Consider the following 23,142-nt stretch of genomic DNA (forward strand, 5'->3'; position numbering starts at 1 on the left):
CAATAGATTTCAAGTTGCAGTGCGGCGGCAAGAGAACGCATCCCCAGGAGCATAGATAACGATGTGACTGGGGTAAGTGAACGCAGCCAACAAAGCAGCAGCTTGAAAGATGAAGGGTATATATTATTAAGGGTTATTTCCATCATACGTAAAATTAAAGCTGAATTTTGTCCGTGTTTCTCCTTTAAGGTCATTAGGGTCAGATATGTAATTGAGTGATAAAATAAGCGGTTCTTCGGTGTGGAATAATGCACCAGACAGATCTGGGTTATCACCTAATACAAATCCGTAATAGAATGACCAGCGACTATCTGCATCAAGATCATATAAATTCATTGCTGTCCACGATAAATTAAGTCCGATTTTCTTTCTTCCTTTAATATGCAATATTTCATCGGTAATAACCCCATTTTTATTCTTTTTCACTTTGATATGGTAATCTGTCCATGCATTATCTGATTTCAGTACGGCATATTCAGGGCCTATTTGACTGTTATCAGTTAAAAATACCAATTTTCCTTTATTCTCTACCGGTTGATATAGAAGTTCTGAAACAGTCGTTTCTTTATTATTCTCTTTATTTAAGTCAATATTTACCAATACTACCGTTTTAGTATAAGGAACATATAATAGCTGATTATCTTTTATCACTTCTTCATGCCATTGATCGCCCGATTCACCAATGACCTCAATACGTTGCTGTTCGGTGGCAATTCGCATACTGCCAATACCGGTTGCAGCGGAAGGTAATCTTCCCAGGGTTAAGGTCTCTAAAATATGGTATGCCTCGTCCCCTAAAGGCGCATCATTGTTTTGCCAGCGTTTATAGGTATTGGCAAAATCTTCAAAATGTTTCGGTGATAACCAGTGAATAATCATCGAAATATGTGCGGGAAATTCAGAGAGAATCTCCGTTTTTACCCAGGCTTCCAGTTTATAAGGGTCAACTTTGTTGCTCTCAATTAACAGGCGATTCACTACCACGCTAACCACAAATGAAAAACGATCAGCCAGGGCATATTTTTCACTGGAGAAATACCAGCGATAGCGCCATGCTTCTGTCTCGGGCGGAAAATTATCCCGTGACTCTTGGTTGCGTTTAATTAATATCTTGCCTTGAATACGATCAAATTTAATGACACGTGCTTTGAGTTCATATTCGGGTTTCGGTTCAGCTTGAACTGTACGGGCTAATGTTTTTTGGGATGGTCCAGATGGCGTAATGATATATTTCAGGGTGATTTCGTCATTTTCTTCAATCATGGCCGGGAAGGGGCTTTGGGCGCTGGAGGTGATCCAACGTTGATCGTCGGTAGCATTTTGATATGTGGCATCGGCATAAACCAGTTGATAATCCATATCTTCCAACCACACTGGGCTGTTTTGCCAGAACAATTTGTTTTGCTCAAATGCCTCCAGTATTCTTTCCAGATTGTGCTTTAGACCCGAGCTATTGCGTGTGTTAAGGGAGAATGTCTCTCCTGACACTTCAGTGATCATCTGGCCCCGCAAGGTAAATTCTCTATCATTGTCAGTGATGATCAGGTTAATGACCTGCCCTTGCAATAAGCGGCCTGCTGTCCCTTTTTGGGTGATTCTTAATTGATCATCTTCAACCACCAGAGAATCAGGCTTTTGCTTAGTATTAAATTGGATATCGGGTTTTGCCGGTAGTAATTGGCGATGTTCAATTAAATAGAATGGCAAATTAGCCAGATCAGGCGTGTCACTGAAACATTCCCCGCCTAAACCTAACCGGGCAGCAATCCGTTTTTGTAGTGCCGATATTTTATCAATCCGAATATTATTACGTTGATAGGTCAGTTCCGGTTGTTGGGCTAAATAACCGCGTTGGGTATCCAGAAAATCCTGAAAATCGAGGGTAAGTGGTCTGGCGGCAAGTTGAGCGCCAAAATAACCCAATAGATGATCTAAGATTTCCAGTTCTTTTATATAGTTGGACCTCTGAATGTCATCATTAATATAGATTTGTGAATCGTAGTTTAGTTTTGCGGTTAAGTCAGAGGTGATCTGTTGATGCACGTTGTAATTGACCGTACCCGCTTTAAAAGGCCATTGCACACCATATACGGTTTCCCCCCGTTGTTTAAAAGCCAGGAGTTTCGGTAAGAGGGCAAGTTCAGCGCAGCCGTTAGCCAGCATTTGTTCAAAAGGGAGCATAAATTGGTGCAGTTGTACTTGCTGTGGCGTAGGTTTTTTGGCCTGTAATCCATAGCAGGCGGGTAATTTATTACTCACCGGGTAGTAATCCAGAACTTTACGATGTTTACCCCAATCCAGTAATTCCGGCTGTGTATCGATCAGCGGCTCTGCAATAAGCTTTTCCTTGATATCTTGTTTAGAAACAACAATTTTAACGCCGCCTTTGGCGGTAATAGTCAGTGGGCTATCTGGTGAGGTAATTAATGCCAGTGGATCGTTACCCCATAATCTCGGGTAATATCCCTGAGCAATCTCCCAGGACCAATTATCATCCGGCAATGGCGTAATGGTTTTGTCGGGATGAGCTAATGCTAGCCGGGTGACACTCTGAATACCGTTAATCGCTAATAGTCGGTTAACCAGATGGCTGAGATTTAATACCGTAGTGCCAGTGTAATTTTTGGCTTGAGATAATGTCGGTATCCAGCCGTGATGTAAATAAGGGCCGGAGAATATCTTTTCATTACTGTAGCCCAGATCTTTCATGGCTTGAGTGGTATAGCGCACGGGCTTTTCCAGCACCATCTGTTCCGCCGCCCTATAAACTTGAGCGAAGATATCAGGAATATCGATGACGTTATCATTAAGTTCAATATCAATCTGCAAGAGGAAATTGATGGGTTGCAGCCAGATAATTTTGCTGACGGATTCCCCCAAGTTACGGTTATTTTTTAGGAAATCGTTGAGCTTCTGCTGAGCCAGCTTATTATCAGCCTGAGTTTCCTGACCAGGCAGTAAATAAAGCCAATAATTTCCTCTCAAGGTTAATTTGCCGTCGGTGCCCAAATCGTTAAAGGTATATTTACGTTCCTGTTTGTTATACCAATATTTATAGCGTTGTTCTTCAGGTTCACGGATCAGTTGGACATCATTAAAGAAAAAATAACCGTTGTTTGTCTCATTAACTGTGTCGTTGCTATGTAAATCCAATAAAGCCCGGCGATAATCCTCCGCCGTGATCGGGCCACAGGTCAGTGTTTGTTGTGGGCCGAACTCCTGAGGGAAAATACCGTCGCCGGGTATCTGTTCCGCAGGTTTGGGGGTTAGAAGATCTTTCAGCGGTAATGAATGACGGTAAGCCAGATCAGATGCACCATAACAACAGGCTTCCAATAAAGTGATACCGGGATCATTTTCACTGGTATTGCTCCAGCATTGGCCGGATTGCTGCTCAATGACTGTTTTGGCCTGAGTGAGTAAAGCATCGAAGGTAATATCATCTTTGACGATGGGAAACAGGGCATCCTGATGACTCATGAGTTAACTCCTTGGTTTAAGGGCTGCCTCTCTGACCAGACCAAAATCAGCACTTCATCATCGGCAGCTTCGATACTTTCACCTATGGCACCGGTGGTCCGGTTAGCAATGGTTATCCTTAAATGGGTGACACGTTCCACCAGAGGCGATTGTTGGATGTTGGCTAACAGTTGGTAGTAGTCAATACGGTTACCGGTTGTCACGCCGATAGTCGGATTCTCGCCCCACGGCATATATTTTCGGCTTAATTGCTGTTGTAGCTGATGATGGCCGTAGTCGGGGTTAATCCCTGAGATAAAGGTCACTTGGTAGTCCACATTAACGTCAACGTAGGTGGGGTTATTAATTTCAATCGTTGCCCAGGGACTGCTAAGTTGTTTGATCCATTCGACCATCTCTGCCAGCCGGGCAGGGTTTAATTTGGGTCGTAGTACATCATCGTTATCTTTGTAACGGCTGTTAGGGATCACAATCAGTCGTTGTATTTCTGGTGCCGGGATTTTGGTTAATTCATTGGCAGAAGGATATTTGACGTCAAACAGGCTGACAAATTGCTCTTTTAATAAGGTGACAATGTTGCCCCAACTCAGTACCCGATTACGGTGAGATAACCGGGCGGGCAGACGTGTCAGGAAAGCTTGCTCGGTTTCTGGCGGGCGACCGTTCCAGGAGGCCCAAGGTTGGGTGACGTTGCTGATTGCGACTAATGTGCTGGTTGGCTGTTTAATGCTGCCAGCGGCCAATCCGTTGATAAAATGAGCTTGTTCAATGGTTTGGGCATTTACTAAAGTCGCTGTCGTGGCGTTATATAGCGGACTTTTAATGCTGGGGTAATCCTGAGGATCGGTCTGAGCCGTTATCTCAGCTTTTAGCCAGTAGCGTCCCGGCGGCATCAGAGGGGCCTGATTTGCCGCATCTTGGGGTAATAAGGTACGCCAGATACCCCGGTCAAACAGGTTATGGGTTTGGTCGTCAACTAATTCATCTAATTTGTTCCAGCTATTGCTGTTGTTGAGATAAAACCAAGATAAAGCGAGGGCTTGAATCCCTGCTAATTGCCAATATAAGGATAGAGTTTGTCCCGGTGATACGCCTGTAAAGCCTAAATAGAAGGCTTCATGGGTGAGTGTCGGCATTTTTGCTGTTGCCTCGGCTCGGCCAAAAGGGGTCAGAGGATAAACAGTGAATTGCTCAGGTTTGGCTTTAGCGTTGAACTGTACCTGCAATGCACTGATTTGCGGGGTATAGGGGACATTTTTATCCGTGGGATTTTGCCAGTATTGGGCGTGCATAAAATCCTGTTCAGCCAACTCTATGCGCACGGATGCCGGCCATTCGTTGGGGGATGGGCTGTCTGCAAGGGGATAATTCATCACTGGTAAAGTCAATGTCAGGCTTTGTCCTTGTGGGGTGCCTGTTCCACCAAATAATGACTGAGATTTAGCGTTATTGAGAGCGTCTCTCTTTTGAGATGTGACTAAGTAACCTTGTACTTTGAACACCCCATTACTGGCAGGCTTCGGATTATATTTGCCATACCATGTTGAAAAACTGCTTGTCGGTAAGCCAACCCATTGAGGCGTAATCGTCAATGTTGCGTTTTCAGAGCCATACCATTCCGGGGCAACCAGATTAAAACCGGAACCCAGCGACGGGGATTGACCAAACGGGAAGCTGGCGATATCCGTCTGTTCAATACCGTTGTCAGAGGCATAGCGCACACTGCGGTTGCCATTAATACTGACTTCGATGCCTGTAATCTCCGGCAGAATAGGGCCTTGAGTGGTACCCAGTTTTAATGCCGGTACATTAAACGCCATATTATCCAGGGCATCAGGGGCAGTGACAGCGGCATCACTGGATGATAATCCAAGCTCCATCGTGGTTTTGTCGATAGATTTTACTGACAAGCAGAGCCAATGATCTCCTGCGCTGATTGTCGCGGTGATGTGATCAGCATTACCCGTCCATGCGCTTGCCAGAGTCATTTTAATCCGGCGTTCTCCTGCCGACATGGCAAACAAGGGGCAGGTAATCAGGTAACCGGACAGCACCGGAACATCATTGGCCGTTGGGCTAAAAAGCCGAATACCGTTTTCGGGTAATGCCAAATTATCTGAGCGGTTCAGTGGGGTTGCTGATTGCCAGCCATCTTTATCTTTTCGGTACCAATATAGGTCGGTCAGTTCCCCTTGGTTCGCCAGTAAATCTGTATCTGATGCATAGTGTAACGGATTGCCGGCGCTGTCTTGCCCGGCGTCAAACAGTGTGCCTTGGGCTATCAGCGATTCTGTGCTGTCAGGATTGAGGGTAATTCCTAGCGCAACCTGATCCGCTTGGGCTTTTTTAGGTTTCAGCCCTAATAATTCCCGGTAATAAAGATCACGGTGCCGGGCCGGAAAGGTATTTAATAATCGGTTGGTTGTTTCTAATAACGTTAAGAAAGCCAAAACAAAAGCTTGATGGGCAGGTAATCGGCCATCGGCTTTATTTACATTTTGGTAAATATCCGCTAATTGTTGCGGATTATTTGCTTGAATAAAGTAAAAACTGTCCCAGAACTGTTTTTTCTCTTGATCGAAAGGGATTTTTTTAGCGTATTCTTGTAGCCAGTTTAAAATATCCAGCGTACTTCTTTCATCAAGTTTAAATGCAGTATCCGGCACAATAGCAGAGAGTTTATTTTCTAACTCGGCCTGTCCCATATTTTTACCACCTGTTATGTAAAATAAAGTTAAAGAGATTATTTATCCGGCAGTGACTGCATATTGACTGGCAATAAACCGGCCTTTCCCCATACTGGGGACCGTTACATCCGGGCCACTGGATGGATTATTAGCGGGTTGGGTTGGGGTAAATCGGGCGATAAATTGTTGCCCGACAACAATTACCGTGGCCGGGCTGCGGCAAAAGTTGACTTGTTGGCTGGCATTTAATTGAGCAATGGTGACCATCCCCATGCCGGGCACTGGATGGCTGGGAGTAATATATTGCGCCTGAAATTGCACCTTTTTTTCATCACCGATCATAACGATCTTTTTGCCTTGGATTTGGGCGTGTCCGCTACCGCGGATGGTTGCTGGCCCCAGAATGGTGACTTGCCGGTTGCCAAATAATGGTTCGAACAGCAAGAAATCGCCATCTACCACCAGTTGTTTGCTCATAAACTCACCTGTACCCGGCCTTCATTCACTTCGAGGACGCCTTCAATTTGCTGGCTGATTTCGCTGCCTCTCAGCGTGTAGGTGACCTGAATATGCAGGGTATTGGGCAGGTCGGTTCTCTGGTTCACTTGGATTTCGCTGATATCGGCGCGGGGTTCATAACGTAATACCCGTTCTTCAATCCGGGTTTGAATTTCTGCCATCATTTCGTCACGAATATTGGCAAACAGATAATCATTCAGGCCGCAACCATAATTCTCACGCATAATTCGTTCACCGGGTTCGGTGAGAAAAAGAATTTTCATATTTTGGCGAACGTTTTCGGCCCCTTCCGCCATGGTGACGCCCGTGGGTATTTCAGAATGAGTGCTATCTTTATACGTACTATCTTTAATAGAAAATTGCAGCGGAAAGGCCCAACCCCGACCATAAATATCGGCTAATACTTTTTCGGCTAGTGCTTTATTTGTCATTTTATTACCTTATTATTGGGTTAAGTTAATCTTCGCACCTTTAATATCTACGCCGGATTTACCGGAGGCGGACAGCGATTTTTGCGCCTCTATTTTAATTTCCTGAGCATGGGTAATAAGATTCTTAGCAGAATTAAGCGTAATATCTTTATCCTGTTGCAGAGATAAGGTGTTTTTTCCGCTATTTAAGGTGAGGGTTTTATCTTTATGGTTAAATGTTAATGCCTGCTGATTTTCCCCTTGTTTAATCACTAAGGTTTTCTCCGGGTTTTTTTCACTCGGTTCTAACGGCGCTTTGTTTTTAGGATTGTGCATCGAGCCTAATATCACTGGAAAGCGCGGATCACCGTCAAAGAAGCCGATAATCACTTCATCTCCCGGTTCAGGGTAGAAGCAGAAACCGCTTTCGTGGCTGGCGTAAGGCTTACCCAGCCGGGCAAAAAGAGTGCCGTTGGTGAAGTTTAACGCGGGGATTTTGACCGGAATACGACCCAATGATTGGCTATCCCGCTGGTATTTTTCCACGATCCCGACATGCAGCTCTTTAACCGGTGGTACAACTTGCTCTGTTTCCGGTAATAGCCCCAGCGTTAGCCGGGTACGCCAGCCTTGCCGTTGATTGAGGGTGTGACTGACACCGGTGATAATCGCCTGACCATCCATCCCCTGACCAAAGCCGCTTAACGCCAGCACATCCCCCGTTTGATAACGGTTATCACCTTCGACTTCAAAATTACCGGAGACATTATGACTTCGGCGGTTATTCAGGATACCTTGAGCAAGCTGTTTGGCCTGTTCATTGTCCAATGGATAGCTGAAAGCCCATTGCCATGCTTGGTGGGTCAATGATGTCAGACTATCTGTGGCAAGTTGATTGCGACCCAGACCGCTGCTTTTTGCCTGATGGGCTGGAGATAGTTTTTGTTGGGCGATATCCCAGGATTGCACACTCACGGTTTTGGGGCTGCGTTGGTTATCCCATTGCAGATTCGCTTCAAATAACACCGCATCCTGAGGGTTGGCTCGTTGATGGAGAGTATGCACGGTTGACCGGTTCAGGGATTCCGGGGTGACCAGCGTCACGTTATCGTTGCCGGGCAATAACCAAGTATGGGTCGCGAACAGCCGATTTTTTAGAAACGTCCAGTCATTACAGCGGAATTGCACCATTTGTTCATGCACCGTTTTAAGCTGAGGCGCTGGTTTTATCGTGACAGGGATACCGGCCTGACTGAATAGTTTTTTGAGAATTGCCTCATCACTTTGTTTGTTGAACAGTTGCGAGTGGAAGTTGTGAGTTAATTTTTGTAACGAGTGTTTAGCGGTTAGGGTAATGAGGTTGTCCTGACCTTTAAGCCCCAATGTTTGCCGCACGATGATCCCTTTAAACACCACAGTTTTTTCGATCTGCACGCTAAGCTCATGATTCGGACGGCAGCTTACCAGTTCAGCTTGCGCTTTGGCGTCAAAAATATGGCGGGCATCACCGGCGATCCCCAGCGTGATGTTAGCCGAGGGGATGCCATTGATTTGATGGTGAATTGTCAGAGTGATAACCGTAAATTGACTGAGGGCTTTACCCCCTATTTTGATGGTTATTGCGGGTATCTTCATGCTTCCCCCTGCGCTTGCAGTGTTTGCCCGGGGGTGAAGTCATCAAGATTATCCAAATTGTTTTGCCAGGCCAGCGAGAGATAATCGATTCCACCCGCCAGAGAAGCGCCGGCACCTAAGGCGATCAACGGCAGGGAGAGCATATCGGTTACATTGATTGCGGTGACGGGTGGTGATTTTAACTGTTGCTCGGTGGCTTGAATCACAAAGCTTTCATCTGCCACTAGGGATAAGGTCGCGCTGGCCCGCAATGGCGTGGCATCCCGGTCAAACAGGGTGTAACTGATGCTAAGGCCACTGGCACGGCAAGCAAAATAGCCTTTGTTTTCCCAACGCATTTTGCCCCATTTAATTTTAAGAAAGTGGGGAACGTTGGTACTGGCATCCACGGCACACAGGGCTTTCAAAATTGCCAGCTGCGTTTCTACTGCGGTGTTGTTGCCGGGCATGGTGGCATCAAATAACAGAACTAATGACAGACCCGCCGGTTGGGATAATACATAGCGGCTGCTTTGACTGGCACTGTTAATACTTTCATCCTGCTGATAACGGGTTTGGTAGTCGAGCTGGATGGCATCGGGGTTATACATGGCTTGCAAACTGCCTACCGAGATTTTCCCCTCGCGGTCCTTGAAAGCGGTGAGGGTGAGTTTGGACAGGCTGCGTTCAATTAAGCTCATAATGGCCTCCTGTTTCACGCAAGGTATCTAACACGGCTTGTTTCACCTTTTCAATCAGTTGGGCGTTATCCAGCGCTTCCTGCGCCAGTGTGCGTGGCGCGCTGGAGTGACTGGCTGAATCGGTCACTTTAGCCTGAATAATCAGCTCCTTAATTTCTACGGTCATGCTTTCACTCCTAACCAGCGCATATCCTGATAACGTAACTCCAAGGTATTGACTAGCACCGTATTGCTATTGGCATCAAAATCCCCGGTAGACCAATGAACTGGCAGCGCATTACTTAATGTCCAGCTTGCTACGGGAACTGAATGTTCATTCAGTAGAATGATAACCACATCGGCATACACGGCTTTCTCACCACGCAGGACGCGGTCAAACGTCAGAGTGAGTGGCGTAACGGTCATCACGCCGCGCTCCAGTACCAGACTGCCATGCTGGATCTTCTCGGCCAGCCAGGTATTTCTGGCGTTTTCTCCCCCCTGACTATGTTGGCTAGTTTGCAACTCACGGCTGAGGCCAGATATCCGTTGAAAGGCAATGTCGAGAGGGCTGGGGATATTGTTAAACAGAAAACTGGCGATAAAACGGTGTGATACCGACGGGGTGTATAAATTGTTCATATTTTGCCCCTGTTTAATGGCTGATCCCGGTGCGGGTATCAAATGTCAGATTCAGCTCGATAAATTCCGCCGGAATTAACAGTGCCAGCCTGATCTTCATGATCATTTTCCCGGCCCGTAGATCTGCTTCACTCATCGACTCGTCAATCCCCAGTAACACCTCAAATGCCTGATCTTCCTGCGTACCGCGCAGTCCGCCGTTTAGCCATAACTGACGTAACCAGTTGTAAGCCTGACCTTTAAACTTCATCCAGGTGATGGCGTTATTGGGTTCAAACACAAAGGCCCGGCCCAGTTGAGTCATATGGGCTTCGATATAAGAAACCAGACGGCGCGTCTGGATATAGCGCCAGGGAGAACCGGGGGTATTGTCCAGCGTGCGACATCCCCAGATCCTTGTCCCTTTGCCGGGGAAGCTGCGAACCAGATTTAACGAAGTGCCGTTCTGATTAAACAGGTCATCAGCTTCAATATAAGAGCGTATCGGGTTGATGACTTTGGCTAACGCAATGTTCGCGGGGGCATGCCAGACGACCATTTGGTTATCGTTACGTTGGATGACGGCGGCCACTGCCGCAGTAGGTGAAAGTACAACAGGCTGATTTTGTTCCTGATAAGCACTGTTCAGCCTTGGCCAGTATACCGCGCCCCATTGCCGATCACTGGAAGAGAACTGGGCTAAACATTCAGCGGCCAGTGCGGGATCATCGGGGGCATCCAGCAATCCCATGATGCCGCGTCGGCTGTTGCAAAGGTTGAGTACGGATTGCCAAAACTGTTGCCAGAATAGAATCTTATCGTGTTGATCGATTTCTGAATCGGGAGCATCCATCTGATTCAGATAAACAATATCGGGAACCACAATCAGCGTGATAGCACTCTGTGCCGAAATCGCTTGTTTAACCCAATCTTGTTGTAGGGTGGTGGTTAATGATTGAAAATTGTCTCGGGGTTCATCAGACCCTAGCGACAGCACATAGGCTTGTTGACCCCCGTTTTCAAAAAAGTGGCGCACGGAATAGTACATTAATCCTGATTCACCAAATGACAGGGTAAAATCGGTCAGGTTGTGGAGCTTGACGGCGGTTTTGTCACTAATACGATTGTTTTTAGCATGATTATTTTTAGCCGGTTGGGTATAGCCGATAAAAACCGGTACACCGATAAATGCCTCATCTTGATGCTGGGATATCAGGTTCTCCGTGATGGTGACGCCGGGCTGTTTTATTTCCATTCTCGGTTCCTCACTAGAACAGGCGCGGCGAACCGCGCCCCATACGGTTACGGTGTTACATTTTGCGAAAATTGCAGAATAATAAATTCAGCCGGACGGACCGCTGCCATGCCAACTTTCACCACCATTTTGCCTTGCTTAATATCGTCGGCGGACATGGTGACACCTTGACCAATCTGGACAAAATAGGCTTCCTGTGGGCTGTTACCGGCCAGTGCCCCTTGCTGCCAGAGTTGATGGAGATAGTTATCAATCGCTGAGCGGACGCGTTCCCAAGTGGGCTGGCTGTTGGGTTCAAACACGGCAAATTGCATGGCTTGCTTGATATCCCGTTCTGCCGCATTAAATAAACGCCGAACCGGAATGTAGCGCCAGTTATCATCATCTTGCAGAGTACGCGCACCCCAGACGACAAAACCTTTGTTACTGAAATAACGGATCGCATTGATACCATTTTGATTCATGGTACCTTGCTCATCTTCCGTGAGCCGTTCGGCTACATCACTAATCCCACTCAGCGCAACATTAGCGGGTGCTTTCCAGACACCGCGACTGGCATCGGTGGCGCAGTAGACACCGGCTATCACTGCACTGGCGGGAATCGTTTTACTTATGTTCTGTATTGCAGTCACCGCTTGCTGATAGACATCGGGATTTTTCTCTTTGAGCTGTACCAGATTAGTCACTTTGTCTGGGGTTGTATTGGCATCTTTATAGCCTGAAACAGCGACGAGAGCCTCTTCCGTTTGCATCAGCTGTGAGACTTTCACGGCGGGATAATACGCTGCAGTTTGTGAGGGGACATTAGCGCTGATAGCGGTTGCTTTATCTTGGTTATCGGCGATAAGAAAATAGCCGTTATTTAATAATGAAGGGGTCAGGTTGTTATATATCTGGCTCTGATAATCAGCATCCTGTTCAGGACAGACAATTAACGTGATTTCTAAAGCCTGCTCAATCAACGCCGGGATTAATGCCAGCGTATTAGCCTTGCTGGTATCAGCAATTGGCAGGATATAACAAGGTCCGCCGCCATTCTGGAAATAAAGTTTTAAAGCATCACTGCTTATTGTGTAGATATCGACGGCGACCTGATAAGTGTATCCGGGGGGAGTTTCATCTGCATTGGGCGTTGTAGCCTGTGTCGTGGCGGCAACTTCTGTATCGTTTTTAACTCCTTCGTTGTTTTTGACTGATACATCGTCTTCGACTGTTTGAGGTTTTTCAGGAGGAGTCGGTTCGGGTTTGGGAGGCGTGGGTTCGGTTGATGTGATTGCTATTGATCTAACACAACCTACGTTAAATAGGTTAGTAAAATCCAACCAGCTACTCACGCGTGTTATTTCAGGTGTCGCGCTGGTTTTTTTCGGTAAGAAACGCCCAATAAAAACGGGTATTGCGGTATTTCCCTGGCTAACAGAAAGTGCCAGTGAGGCGTCTTCTTCAATATAGACGCCAGGATAAGTTGGTGTTGTTGACATAGTTGGTATAGCTGGCATATTTCCTCCGGTTATTGAGCGATATTCTGCGTAAGCTGCAAGATAATAAACTCGGCTGGACGAACCGCCGCCAGACCCACTTTGACAATCATTTTGCCCTGCTTAATATCGTCATCAGTCATGGTGACGTCTTTACCAATTTGAACAAAATAAGCCTGCTCAGCTTTGCTGCCCATCAAGCCGCCTTGCTGCCAGAGGGTGTGAAGATAGTTATCGATAGCACGGTGGACCGCTTTCCAAGTGGGTTGGCTATTGGGTTCGAAGACCGCGAAACTCATGGCATTTTTAATATCCCGTTCTGCGCTATTAAACAGGCGGCGAACCGGGATATAACGCCAATGATCATTGTCCTCAAGTGTGCGAGCACCCCAGACCAGCGTACCGCTCTTAGGAAAAGTGCGGATCATATTCAGCGCTTTACCTTGGTTATATTTCCCTTGCAGGTCGTCAGTCATCGGATATTTAGGTTGCAATCCGCCTTGCACAGCGACATTTGCTGGTGCTTGCCAAACGCCCCGGTTGTTATCGACACGGGCATAAATACCGGCCATGACGGCGCTGGGTGGAATATCAATGGTGGCTTTATTTTCTCCCCATTCAGCGGTCAGCCAGGGATAATAAACTGCGCCATAGGCTGTAGCGGAATAGGGTTTAAGCACGTCATCGGGTTTTTGGTCTGAGGTTATTTGAGCGATTGGACCATCAAAAATGGCGAATAATCCTTTGCCAGATTTGCAAAGGGCGTCTGCGGCAGTCATGATTTCTTCTCCGGCAGCAACTAGCAATGTCACATCATCGAGTTTTGGCACATGTTTTTCTAACTCTGCGGTTTTAACCAGATAGCCATATCCACCGCCATTAATAAAATAAGCGCGTAGTGCGATATCAAGCTTATCGGTGGCCGTAAATTGCCCCCCTTTGAGCGACAAATATTCCAGCCAGCTATTAACACGAATATAAGAATCATCGGTTATTAATGAATTGTCTTTTGCGACGGCAAAGACAGGCACTGCTGTTGCACCGGACTGAACAGAGAGTGCGGGTGAGGCGTCCTCTTCGATATAAACGCCGGGATAGGTTGGTACCGTTGGCATGTTGCCTCCAATTATTGTGCAATATTCTGAGTAGACAGCTTGATATACCCGATGGATTTCAAAAAGATAACGGGTATAAATGAGTCTTAAGCCGCTTGAATGGTGACTCGATCTGCGGTCAGGGTAATTTCCTGCACGGCAACTTCGTTGCTGGTGGCATCAAAAGAAGGGGAAGTTAATGAGGTTGGGAAGGCATTTGCCACGCTCCAGGTCATTAAAATTTCAGTGCCGGCTTCGTTGGTTAAACTAATTGAAATATCTTTTTTCTCCACCTGATTAAGCTGAATAGAGTTAATCCAGTCAAAAAGTTTAGTATCGCCAGAGAATACCCCTTTACGCAGCGAGATATTAATCGCCTGGCGTTGACCGGGCATTTTATAGTAATTGCCGGTACCGTCTTTGTATTCTATGACATCATGAGAAATATCGAGGCCAGAAACGCTGTTAAAAGGGATTTGCTCATCAGCGATCGAGACAACAAATCGGTAAGTAGGAATGGGATATTCAACAGCAATTTGTTCTGGAGTTGTAGACATGATTTTTTCCTTGATTGTTTACATTTTGAATATAAGAAAAACGGCTATTACTTTGTTTTTCTTAGTACCTAACGATTGGGTATAGCTACCGCAATAACCTGATGTATAGCGGTTATTTTCATATTCATCTTTCAAGTTGCGGCTTTGTTGGCTGCTTGCACCTGCAAATTGAAATCTATTGGGTATGGGACCTATTCCCCCTCATTACAAAAAGGCCAAATGAAATAACCTTAGTGAGTCAGGTGGTTATTTGACGATTATTTAAATTACTTCGGTGTAAAAAGAGCGGTGTAATTATAGGCATTGAGCTTGTAAATGGGAGTGTTAATTAATAATAAGGGTAATTATTAATTGATATGGCCGGTTTTGATAATTTTATGTGTCTACATATCTTAATTGATTTTTATATTAATTGGAGGAAATGAGTTTGTTTATAATTTTTTGGTGAACTAATGATTATGAAAAATATAATCATAAAATAATCATCATGGAAATAATTTAAAGAGATTATTAAATTACAAGGGAAATGGTTTTATTCTGCTATTGAAGATAGATTGGTTTTAAAAATCAATTATCGTGGGGAATAACGGGAGCTATGTTCTCAAATACAGCTCCCGGTTTTTCTATATATATAATGGCATACTATTTAATGTCTGTAATATGTCTCCTATTATACCCAGAAACTTTCATATCTTTGGAGGTAAAGGTATTGGCTTCAATTGAAGGCTTACTGAATGGCAACCAACTAGATTCAGTTTTTATATTTATGATATTAGGGGCTGCGGCTATTTTCTGATAGTGAAGTTGCCACTGTTTTTTCTCTGGGTTAAATTTTAAAAAGGCAAAACCATAGGTATTTTCCATCACTTTGCCATCGGCCTCGTGATATCCATAATCGCGGAATTCCATTGCCGACATCATACCCATTCCGTGATCAATATTCTGGTTATTATATTCAACGTCTTCTTGACCACCTTGTACGTGCCGAACCCGGAGAATATCTTTATTCATTTTATCGACCACAAATGAACATCCACTGAATCCTGGGGTAAATACATATTGTGGATGGCGACTGAGATCGGGTTGGGCCGGGATATCAACATATCCTCCTTGTGGTGCCCAATAAGCTAAAATAGACATGTCTTGATCCGGCATTTCTTCTTGCCAGGTATCGACGATTTTTAATGCATTGAATGGCAGAGTTTCATCCGATGGTTTAATTTGTAGTGCCTTGAATACCAAATTTCCTCCTCCTTCTTTGTTATTTAAAATATTTCTTACGCCTTCTGACATTTTTATTTTTTGCGGATTAATTAAATCGGTAATAATCGGTTGTGAAGTCAGTGCGCTTTCGCTTAATATATCAGACATTGCTATGGGGCTGGTGCTATATTGTCTTTGTTGCGCGGGGGATGGAATAAAAGGTTGTGCATCTTTTATATTTCTTTCATCTCCTATTCTTAGTTTTCTCTTTGGCGGTAAATCCAATCCTAACCCCAATGTGCAGCTATTCATATTATATTGGTTAGGATGTATTGCGCCTTTTTCCGCTCTGTTTTCTGAGTGATTAACTTTTTCACTGTATTTGTTGTTTAGCATATTATTACCTCTGATAATATACCCAATAGATTTCAAATTGCAGCGTGGCGGCAAGTGAACGCAGCCAACGAAGCAGCAACTTGAAAGATGACGGGTATATTTACTTTTAAATTTTATTCCATTTGTTCACATTAACATTCCCTGGGATTTTGATTTCGAGACTATTGCCAAATTCATTGTCTATGCTTTTTAAAATTGTTTTCGCATCTAAACGCCCTAATTGAACTGAACTTATGCCAGATCGTTTTAATAATAATGATTTTAAATCAGACAGTTTTCCTTTTACAGCAGGGGCTTGTGAAAGATTTTTTTCGTGAAGTAAATCAGGAGAAGCAAAGAATTCAGCTTGATCTAAGCCAAGTTCTTTAAGTTCTTCTGAATCTTCTATATTAATTTCTGCAAAATGAGTTGTATTAGATAAGAACTTTCTATTGGATACTTCTCCATCTATTGCTAGCAAGTAGAAAGTAAATGCCGTATTTCCTAAACGGTTCCAATCATCTTCATTGGTGTTACTTCCTTGAGTGCGATTTAATGTTTTTATTCCCTTATTTACCAAATTAAAGTTTGAGCTAATCTCATCAAATGTAGGTTTTTCTTGCCCATTGCCAGCAGTATAATGTCTCAATGTGAATGTCTTGTCTTTTACTTTAGCTAAATAATCATCTTTCGCTTTTTCAGAAGAAAATTTTATTTCATTATTGGTTATTTTATTCATTATGTCGAAAGGTAATTCTCTGTCATAAGGATCAAATTTACTTTTAAATTGGTTGAAAATATCTTCAGCTTTGACTTTTCCATTTAGATTATTACGGGTATTCGGTGTTGCTGAACTTTCTTTTTTTACCTCCAAATCTGGTGTATGTTCCTGTAATTTCTTTTTATCATCATCATTCTTTAGTTTAGTTTCCGGCTTTCTGGTGTACTGTTGATTTGGGGTGGTTTGTGCATTTAAGTCTTTTCCATCTCCTCTATTTTTAGGTGTATTTAATTCAAGATGCTCAGTTTGTTTATGACTGTTTGATCTTGCAGGAGAAACAATAGCTTGATCTTTTTGGGTATTAAGTTCAAACTTTTTTATAAGGCTATTTATTGGCATGATATTACCACCTGTATATCTTGTATGAATTTTGAATCGCAAATAATATATGGATTGTTAACGTGGAAAAATCAAATAAATAATTATTTGTTAGGTGAGTGATTGTTCGTTGTATTAATATAGGTTTTATTTTTAACTCCAATTAACCTGTCAGAATTTTCTTTAGAAACAATAATATCAAAACCATTTATCTTAATGATAATCTCTTGACTGTTTTTCCATTTTTTAAGTGTATCTTTTATTTGTGTTAAATAAGCTGTGTTGGTCATACCGGAAACTTCAACAATAATGCTGTTATTTTCTTGATTTTGGTTATTTGCTGTGTCGGGTTCTGTTACCAAATTAATTTTAGCCAAAGCAAGACGAGCATCTTCTGTACCACCTAAATCGGCACATAATTTATCTACCAGAGCTTGGTTGATTTGTGAATTATTTAGGTTGGGTTTCTGATTTACAGACGCGGAAATTTGGTTAATTGGGGTAATATTGTCTTTAATATTTTGCAGTTTCATGGGTACGGTAATTGAATACATTAGAGAGAGGCGAGGGCGATTACCGAGAGCTTGCCAGAAATTACCCAAGCTATTTAAATTCTCCTGTTGGGGAATAATTCGGGTATAGGCACCGGGAATGCCGGCTAATTGACGGTTGTTAATTAATGCATTTAAAATCCGGGTCATCACTTGTGCCGCTTGATTATTGGGGCGGCTATCCGGGCTGGAGCTATCACTAGAGGGTTTATTCGCATCCCAATAAGTAATTAAATAGTGACAATTGATATTGACCCATCCCGGTAATAATGTGCTGGTTGCTGGGTTATAACGTCTTGGTTCGGCGGAACGTAATTGTAAATCTTCATTGATGTCATAAAGAAATACACTGACCGTCGGTTCCGATTGAATGGAATTAATTTCGGGTAGATCGAAGCGGATATCAATTTTATTGCCATTGGTATTTAAATACTGGGATAAAACAGTATTTAATGCATTATTTACTTCAATAATCGCGTTGTTAGAAGCAATGAGGGTTGTCATATTTATGTTTATCCTATTGAGTATTTAAAAAACCAATCGGCCAGTTTTATTTAATTCGAGTGTAACGGCTCGATTGATATGTTTATTTTCGATTTGGTCACAGTGGTCATTTTTCGCTAACATTGAGGCTAATAGCGCAATATTTCTGATATTAGCCCCGGTTAAATCAGCGCGTTTAGCCAGATGGCTAAAATCAATGGTATCGGATAATGTAATCTGTTCTGGCCAAATGACTTGCCACATTTTTTTACGTAACATTTCATCGGGATAAGCAAAACGGGTAATAAAGGTAAAACGGCGATTAAAGGCGCTGTCTAAATGGCTACGATTATTGGTGGCTAAGATCACTAATCCCGGATAATTTTCCAATCGTTGTAATAAGTAAGAAACTTCAATATTGGCATGTCTGTCTTGAGCATCTTTGGTTTCGCTACGCTTGCCAAATAGCGCATCCGCTTCATCGAAAAATAGCACGCCGGAATCTGCTTCGGCCAGATCGAAAATACGGGAGATATTTTTTTCCGTTTCGCCAATATATTTATTCACCACGGTAGAGAGATCGACTTTAATCAAATCAACGCCAAGATGACCAGCGATTACTTCTGCGGCCATGGTTTTGCCGGTCCCGGATTCTCCGTAAAATAGCGCACTAATACCGGTACCATAACCGATTTTTTCCTGAAAGCCAGTAGCTAGAATCTGGTCACGGTAATGAATGGTGGCAATAATTTCTCTTAATTGTTGCGCTAATGCGTCTGAAATAACTAAATCATTAAGGCTGCGTTTGGGGGTTATTCGTTGCGCTAATTTACCGAAATTCTGTTGAGCGCGGAAACTTAATGCTGTACGCAGATCGGTTTCTTCCAATTGACCTTCCGGTTGTCGGAGTATTTGGTATTGATGTGCTTCTTGAAGGATTTGCGGTAATGTTTCTGCGGTAAATGAAAAACGTTGACATAATTGAGGGATATTTATTTTCTGGATTATCTTATCTGGTAAACTGGCTTCCAGCATGGTTTTTTTATCTGCCAGCGTCAGAGCTGGCATATTAATTTGCACTATTGGTAAATGTTTAATCCACATTAATGAATCTTGTGGTTCTGCCAGACAAACCACGCGTAATTTTGCTTGGTTCAATAACGTGGAGAATTCCCTGTGTAATATTTTCTTTTCATCTTTAAGCAAAGAAAAATTGCGAATTAATAAGCAGGCATCATGTAATCGTGCTTCCCGGACTGCATCTATCAGCAAGTTAGGGTTATTTTCTTCCGGTAGTTGAGCTAAGTCTAGCGTTAAGGTACTGATATCATGAAGAGCCATCATATTGCTTACCGCTAATTCTCTGGCGCTATCTTGTTTTCCTCTGAGTATTACCAGCGGGCGAACTTCATCGGTTTTATTTAATAATATCTTTTCTAGTGAAGGGTAAAGGGATTGTGGATACCAACCGCGTGAGGCAGAAGCATGCCAATAAGCACAAGTTGTCAAGGGAGGTAACATAACCCGTTGGCCTGATAAGAAATGCCAGACAGCGCTGTGAGTTAGAAATTGAGTTTGTAACCAAATAGACTCTTCGTGATTATTAAGCCGTAATAGTTGATGACTGATTAATGGTGTTTGCGGTAGAAGACTGTTTTGTCGTAATTGCCGATCACTTTGACGTTGGCTAAATAATTCAATGGCTAAGGCAAAGTCAGGCCACTGTTTTTTACTATTACCGTGCAGAGCAGCAAATAATGCATGATAACGGCTATCGAAATGGGGTAATAAACCTAATAATAAAACATCCCGTTCAAATTCAGTGAGATCAAAACGTGCAACTAATTGTGATAATGCATTGGGGGTTTCGTCGATTTCAGGGAAATTAATAATATCATCCTGTTTGGTGACCCAATGAGGAATGCTTTGTGGTTTTGCCAGCCGCTGGTTTAATTCATCTTCGGTAAGCAGAAAACTCTCTGGTAAATAATCATATTTTTCTCTATTTTGGTAATAGTAATGTTGTAATTGCAGATCAATACGTTCCAGATGGGGGTAAATCCAGTGTAATTCTGTCACCATATCATGGTTATTTTTAAGTAAAGCGTTCATATAAACCTGTTAAATATTTTTCCAGTCGATTAATAAAGAGCGATCCAACCAGGGAAGTTTGGCGATATTTAATGGCCACGGCCATTCAGTCAGCAATGCATCAAATGGCTGTGGCTGGATGGTGATTTTGATTTCTTGCTCATTTGCCAATAATTCACCCGGTCGTTGTAAGAACAATTGGCGGACGTCATTGCAGCTTAATTTTTTCCAACTGGGAAGTTGAGTAATAATGGTATCCAGCCATTGTGTGGTGATTAATTGTTTTTCTGGTTCAACAGAGATTGATTCGGTATTTTCATTGATCATGAGTCCGCACAGAACGTTATTGAGTCTCTTACATTCTGCCGGTGTTTTGTCGGTTCCCCAAATCAGATAGTCAAGGAAATTAACAGCATGGTATTGGGCTTGACGATGGATAAATTTTTTCCCCTCAAGTAGGCCAAGTTGATTAAACAATGCGGGTAGTATCGGCCAGAGCATTAATATGCCGGCATTATTGACTTGGCATGGAGAGTTTGATGTTGATAGTATTTTCTGATCTTCGGTAATAACTTTCTGATTTACCAGCAGTTGATGTTGCTGAACATCTAAAAAATTAACGTTATTTATGGCTGATTGTTTATCGGGTGTATTTTTATCTATATGATTTGGCATAAAGCATGCCAATAGATATTGGTACTCCTTAACTGATAGATGCTTTTGGCAAAGCCGTGAAACATAAACGGTTTGCCAGAGTTGTTTTAGCCAACTATTTAATGGCGTGTTTTGGTTAATAACTTGGCGAAATAGCTTAATAATAGGATCGGTATTAAGTGCGCCGTTATTAAGTTCAGTGATAATACGTGAAATGATTTTTGCATTGGGTTTAGGTATTTCCTGAATATTATGCCGTTGTAGATATTCCAAAGCGTTGAATATTAGTTGTGCGGAGGAGACTGGCTCCTCCTGATGTTGTAGTTTGTTTATTTTTTCGGATAATCTGTGATTAATGGCAATGAATAAAGCGGGTTGCTTGATAGCCAAAAGTCGTTGTAGACCATGTTCAGATAGGCAGCTTTTTGCTAATAGCAATATCCATTTGCTCTCTATCTGTGTTAATTGGTGAATAAGTTTATTAATGTTTTTATTATGTGTTATTGTCTCCAGTGTATTGGGTTGGGTATTTTGTTGATATAAAGAGTGAATAAAATCCTCCGCATCAATTAAATGATTATCGCAGAATGCGGAAGAGTTATCGGTAAATTTATTAAATGTTGGTTTATTCAGTAGAGTTTCTTCCTGATGGTTGTTTATCTGATATTGGTTAAGTGCTTTATTCAGCTCAACCTTGAGGCGAGCAGGGAATAATGAATTAAAGTCATGGGGGTTTATTTCACCAAGGTCCAGAGTTAATTTGTCTAAAGAGATATCCTGATGAATGTTATATTCATCAAAGTATGAGTTGAGTAATTGATTTATACTGGCCTGATTAAGCACGGAGCCATGCAATACTTTTTTAGCTAGCTGTTGATTATTAGCTTCAATAGTAATGGTAATCCGATTTAACAGATTTGGCTCCGAAGTCATATTAATATTTCCTTGGTAATGAGTAAATAATAGGTAATTTAAGTCTGTATTTGTAGAGTAGAATTAAAGTTTCATAATAAAGGCTAATAAGTAATAAGGCGGCATTACATCAACGCTGTGATTATGTGAAGGGGATGAGGCTGTTGCTTGGTGATTATGTCCTTGTCCATTTCCTGTGTTAAATGTGTAGGGATAATTAACCTTTTGATAATTAAAGTCTGTTGAATGTTTCATCCATATTGAGCTTGTACTGCTATTATCTATTATATAGTTATTTTGATTGCGATTGTCATCATTGAGAGATTTGTTTTCCATTCCATTAGTATCACAATAAGGTATACTCCCCATATGTTTATGGCTAGGTATTTGTTCTATTGTTAATGCTGTATTTTGCACATTAACAGTGATAGAAACTTGAGTTGATTTTGTATTTTGGGGATATTCTTTTTTATCACCTCTACCTCGGGCACAATGATGGCTTTTCCCTTTATCAGAAAAATCATTTCCACACATCACAAAACGATTTCTTAAGTCTGGGGTTCCATTACTACCATCACAGAAAGCCCAACCTGGAGGAGCGCTATCACCAGAAAACATCACAATCATTCCTCTGGGAAGTATATTATTGGGATCAATACTGACACCGCTTGAATTAACTGTGATACCGTTACCGGCTTTGACTGAAACACCATTATCATCAACGTTAATACCATTACTGGGCTTAATATCTAATCCTAAACCACCTTCTCTTACTCCCCAACCAAGTCTTACAGATATTCCTGTAGATTCGACGTTAATTGTTCCATTTTTGGTTTTAACTGAAACACCGCTGTTATCAACGTTAATGCCATTACTTGCTTTAACTTTTACCCCTTCATTAACTATTTCAATACCGTGATGATTATCGACTTCAAGTTTATCGTTGTTAATTCTCAATCCTCTGCCGGTATTGACGGCTAATCCGTTATTATCAGATAATAGGCTTTTATTCTTGATTTTTACACTTAATCCATTTTTATCTGTCTTTAAACCGCCGTTGTCGTTAAGTTTTACCGCTAGTGCACCGTCATTATCCAGTTTCAGGGCTGAATTTGGATTGTCCGTTTGACCGGGCGCTTTACCAACAGCTCGACGACCCATATCAGCAATATTAATCAGATCGGCATAATCGGTCTGTAATGGAATACTGCCTTCTTTAAAGCGCCTTTTTAAATCATCTGCTGATGGGCCATTTGATTTGATATTTTCCATATTGGATTCTGCATTAGATAGATTAGATTTTTTTTCCATTTTTATCATCCTATGTGATGTTGAATTATCGAGATTTAAATATCTTGTGGGTTTTATGTATAATTAAA

The 23,142-nt window shown here is 42.6% G+C and carries 18 protein-coding genes; all 18 read right to left on the reverse strand.

Going from position 1 to position 23,142, the window contains the following annotated elements; all coding sequences use genetic code 11:
- Window positions 1-126 precede the first annotated feature (126 nt).
- Window positions 127-3,480 carry a baseplate wedge protein gene (locus AM629_RS14505; RefSeq protein WP_054479995.1) on the reverse strand — a complete coding sequence of 1,118 codons (3,354 nt, stop codon included), beginning with the start codon at window positions 3,478-3,480 and terminating at the stop codon, window positions 127-129.
- Window positions 3,477-6,185 carry a baseplate J/gp47 family protein gene (locus tag AM629_RS14510; RefSeq protein ID WP_054479996.1) on the reverse strand — a complete coding sequence of 903 codons (2,709 nt, stop codon included), beginning with the start codon at window positions 6,183-6,185 and terminating at the stop codon, window positions 3,477-3,479. Before AM629_RS14510 ends, AM629_RS14505 begins: the two co-directional genes overlap by 4 nt.
- Window positions 6,186-6,227: 42 nt before the next feature.
- Window positions 6,228-6,644 (reverse strand): contractile injection system spike tip protein, encoded by a 417-nt coding sequence (locus tag AM629_RS14515; RefSeq protein ID WP_054479997.1) that lies wholly within the window; start codon window positions 6,642-6,644, stop codon window positions 6,228-6,230.
- Window positions 6,641-7,117 carry a GPW/gp25 family protein gene (locus tag AM629_RS14520; protein WP_054479998.1) on the reverse strand — a complete coding sequence of 159 codons (477 nt, stop codon included), beginning with the start codon at window positions 7,115-7,117 and terminating at the stop codon, window positions 6,641-6,643. The genes AM629_RS14515 and AM629_RS14520 overlap by 4 nt, the downstream gene beginning before the upstream one ends.
- 12 nt (window positions 7,118-7,129) lie before the next feature.
- Window positions 7,130-8,731 (reverse strand): phage baseplate assembly protein V, encoded by a 1,602-nt coding sequence (locus AM629_RS14525; protein ID WP_054479999.1) that lies wholly within the window; start codon window positions 8,729-8,731, stop codon window positions 7,130-7,132.
- Window positions 8,728-9,411 carry a CIS tube protein gene (locus tag AM629_RS14530; protein ID WP_054480000.1) on the reverse strand — a complete coding sequence of 228 codons (684 nt, stop codon included), beginning with the start codon at window positions 9,409-9,411 and terminating at the stop codon, window positions 8,728-8,730. The genes AM629_RS14525 and AM629_RS14530 overlap by 4 nt, the downstream gene beginning before the upstream one ends.
- Window positions 9,398-9,577: a DUF5908 family protein gene (locus AM629_RS14535; protein ID WP_054480001.1), complete on the reverse strand. Its 180-nt coding sequence runs from the start codon at window positions 9,575-9,577 to the stop codon at window positions 9,398-9,400. The genes AM629_RS14530 and AM629_RS14535 overlap by 14 nt, the downstream gene beginning before the upstream one ends.
- Entirely contained in the window at window positions 9,574-10,032 is a 459-nt protein-coding gene (locus AM629_RS14540) for a phage tail protein (protein ID WP_011145950.1), read from the reverse strand. Before AM629_RS14540 ends, AM629_RS14535 begins: the two co-directional genes overlap by 4 nt.
- 13 nt (window positions 10,033-10,045) lie before the next feature.
- Window positions 10,046-11,266, reverse strand: a complete 1,221-nt coding sequence (locus AM629_RS14545) for a phage tail sheath C-terminal domain-containing protein (protein WP_054480002.1) — start codon at window positions 11,264-11,266, stop codon at window positions 10,046-10,048.
- A 47-nt stretch (window positions 11,267-11,313) separates the two neighbouring features.
- On the reverse strand, window positions 11,314-12,747 hold the full coding sequence (locus tag AM629_RS14550) for a phage tail sheath family protein (protein WP_054480022.1): 1,434 nt from the start codon (window positions 12,745-12,747) through the stop codon (window positions 11,314-11,316).
- A 29-nt stretch (window positions 12,748-12,776) separates the two neighbouring features.
- On the reverse strand, window positions 12,777-13,859 hold the full coding sequence (locus AM629_RS14555) for a phage tail sheath family protein (protein ID WP_054480003.1): 1,083 nt from the start codon (window positions 13,857-13,859) through the stop codon (window positions 12,777-12,779).
- An 86-nt stretch (window positions 13,860-13,945) separates the two neighbouring features.
- A complete protein-coding gene (locus AM629_RS14560) occupies window positions 13,946-14,395 on the reverse strand; it encodes a phage tail protein (protein WP_054480004.1) in 450 nt (149 codons plus the stop codon).
- 642 nt (window positions 14,396-15,037) lie between these two features.
- A complete protein-coding gene (locus AM629_RS14565; protein ID WP_054480005.1) occupies window positions 15,038-15,994 on the reverse strand; it encodes a hypothetical protein in 957 nt (318 codons plus the stop codon).
- A gap of 106 nt (window positions 15,995-16,100) precedes the next feature.
- Window positions 16,101-17,093 (reverse strand): hypothetical protein, encoded by a 993-nt coding sequence (locus tag AM629_RS14570; RefSeq protein WP_054480006.1) that lies wholly within the window; start codon window positions 17,091-17,093, stop codon window positions 16,101-16,103.
- An 83-nt stretch (window positions 17,094-17,176) separates the two neighbouring features.
- Entirely contained in the window at window positions 17,177-18,127 is a 951-nt protein-coding gene (locus tag AM629_RS14575; protein ID WP_054480007.1) for a Pvc16 family protein, read from the reverse strand.
- Window positions 18,128-18,151: 24 nt separating this feature from the next.
- On the reverse strand, window positions 18,152-20,218 hold the full coding sequence (locus AM629_RS14580; RefSeq protein WP_054480008.1) for an ATP-binding protein: 2,067 nt from the start codon (window positions 20,216-20,218) through the stop codon (window positions 18,152-18,154).
- 9 nt (window positions 20,219-20,227) lie between these two features.
- Window positions 20,228-21,784: a contractile injection system tape measure protein gene (locus tag AM629_RS14585; protein ID WP_054480009.1), complete on the reverse strand. Its 1,557-nt coding sequence runs from the start codon at window positions 21,782-21,784 to the stop codon at window positions 20,228-20,230.
- A 63-nt stretch (window positions 21,785-21,847) separates the two neighbouring features.
- Complete coding sequence (locus AM629_RS14590) at window positions 21,848-23,074, reverse strand: tail fiber protein (RefSeq protein ID WP_054480010.1); 1,227 nt, start codon at window positions 23,072-23,074, stop codon at window positions 21,848-21,850.
- Between the last annotated feature and the right edge of the window lie 68 nt (window positions 23,075-23,142).

Origin of the sequence: Photorhabdus heterorhabditis (assembly GCF_001280945.1) — a bacterium.
Taxonomy (GTDB): Bacteria; Pseudomonadota; Gammaproteobacteria; order Enterobacterales; family Enterobacteriaceae; genus Photorhabdus; species Photorhabdus heterorhabditis.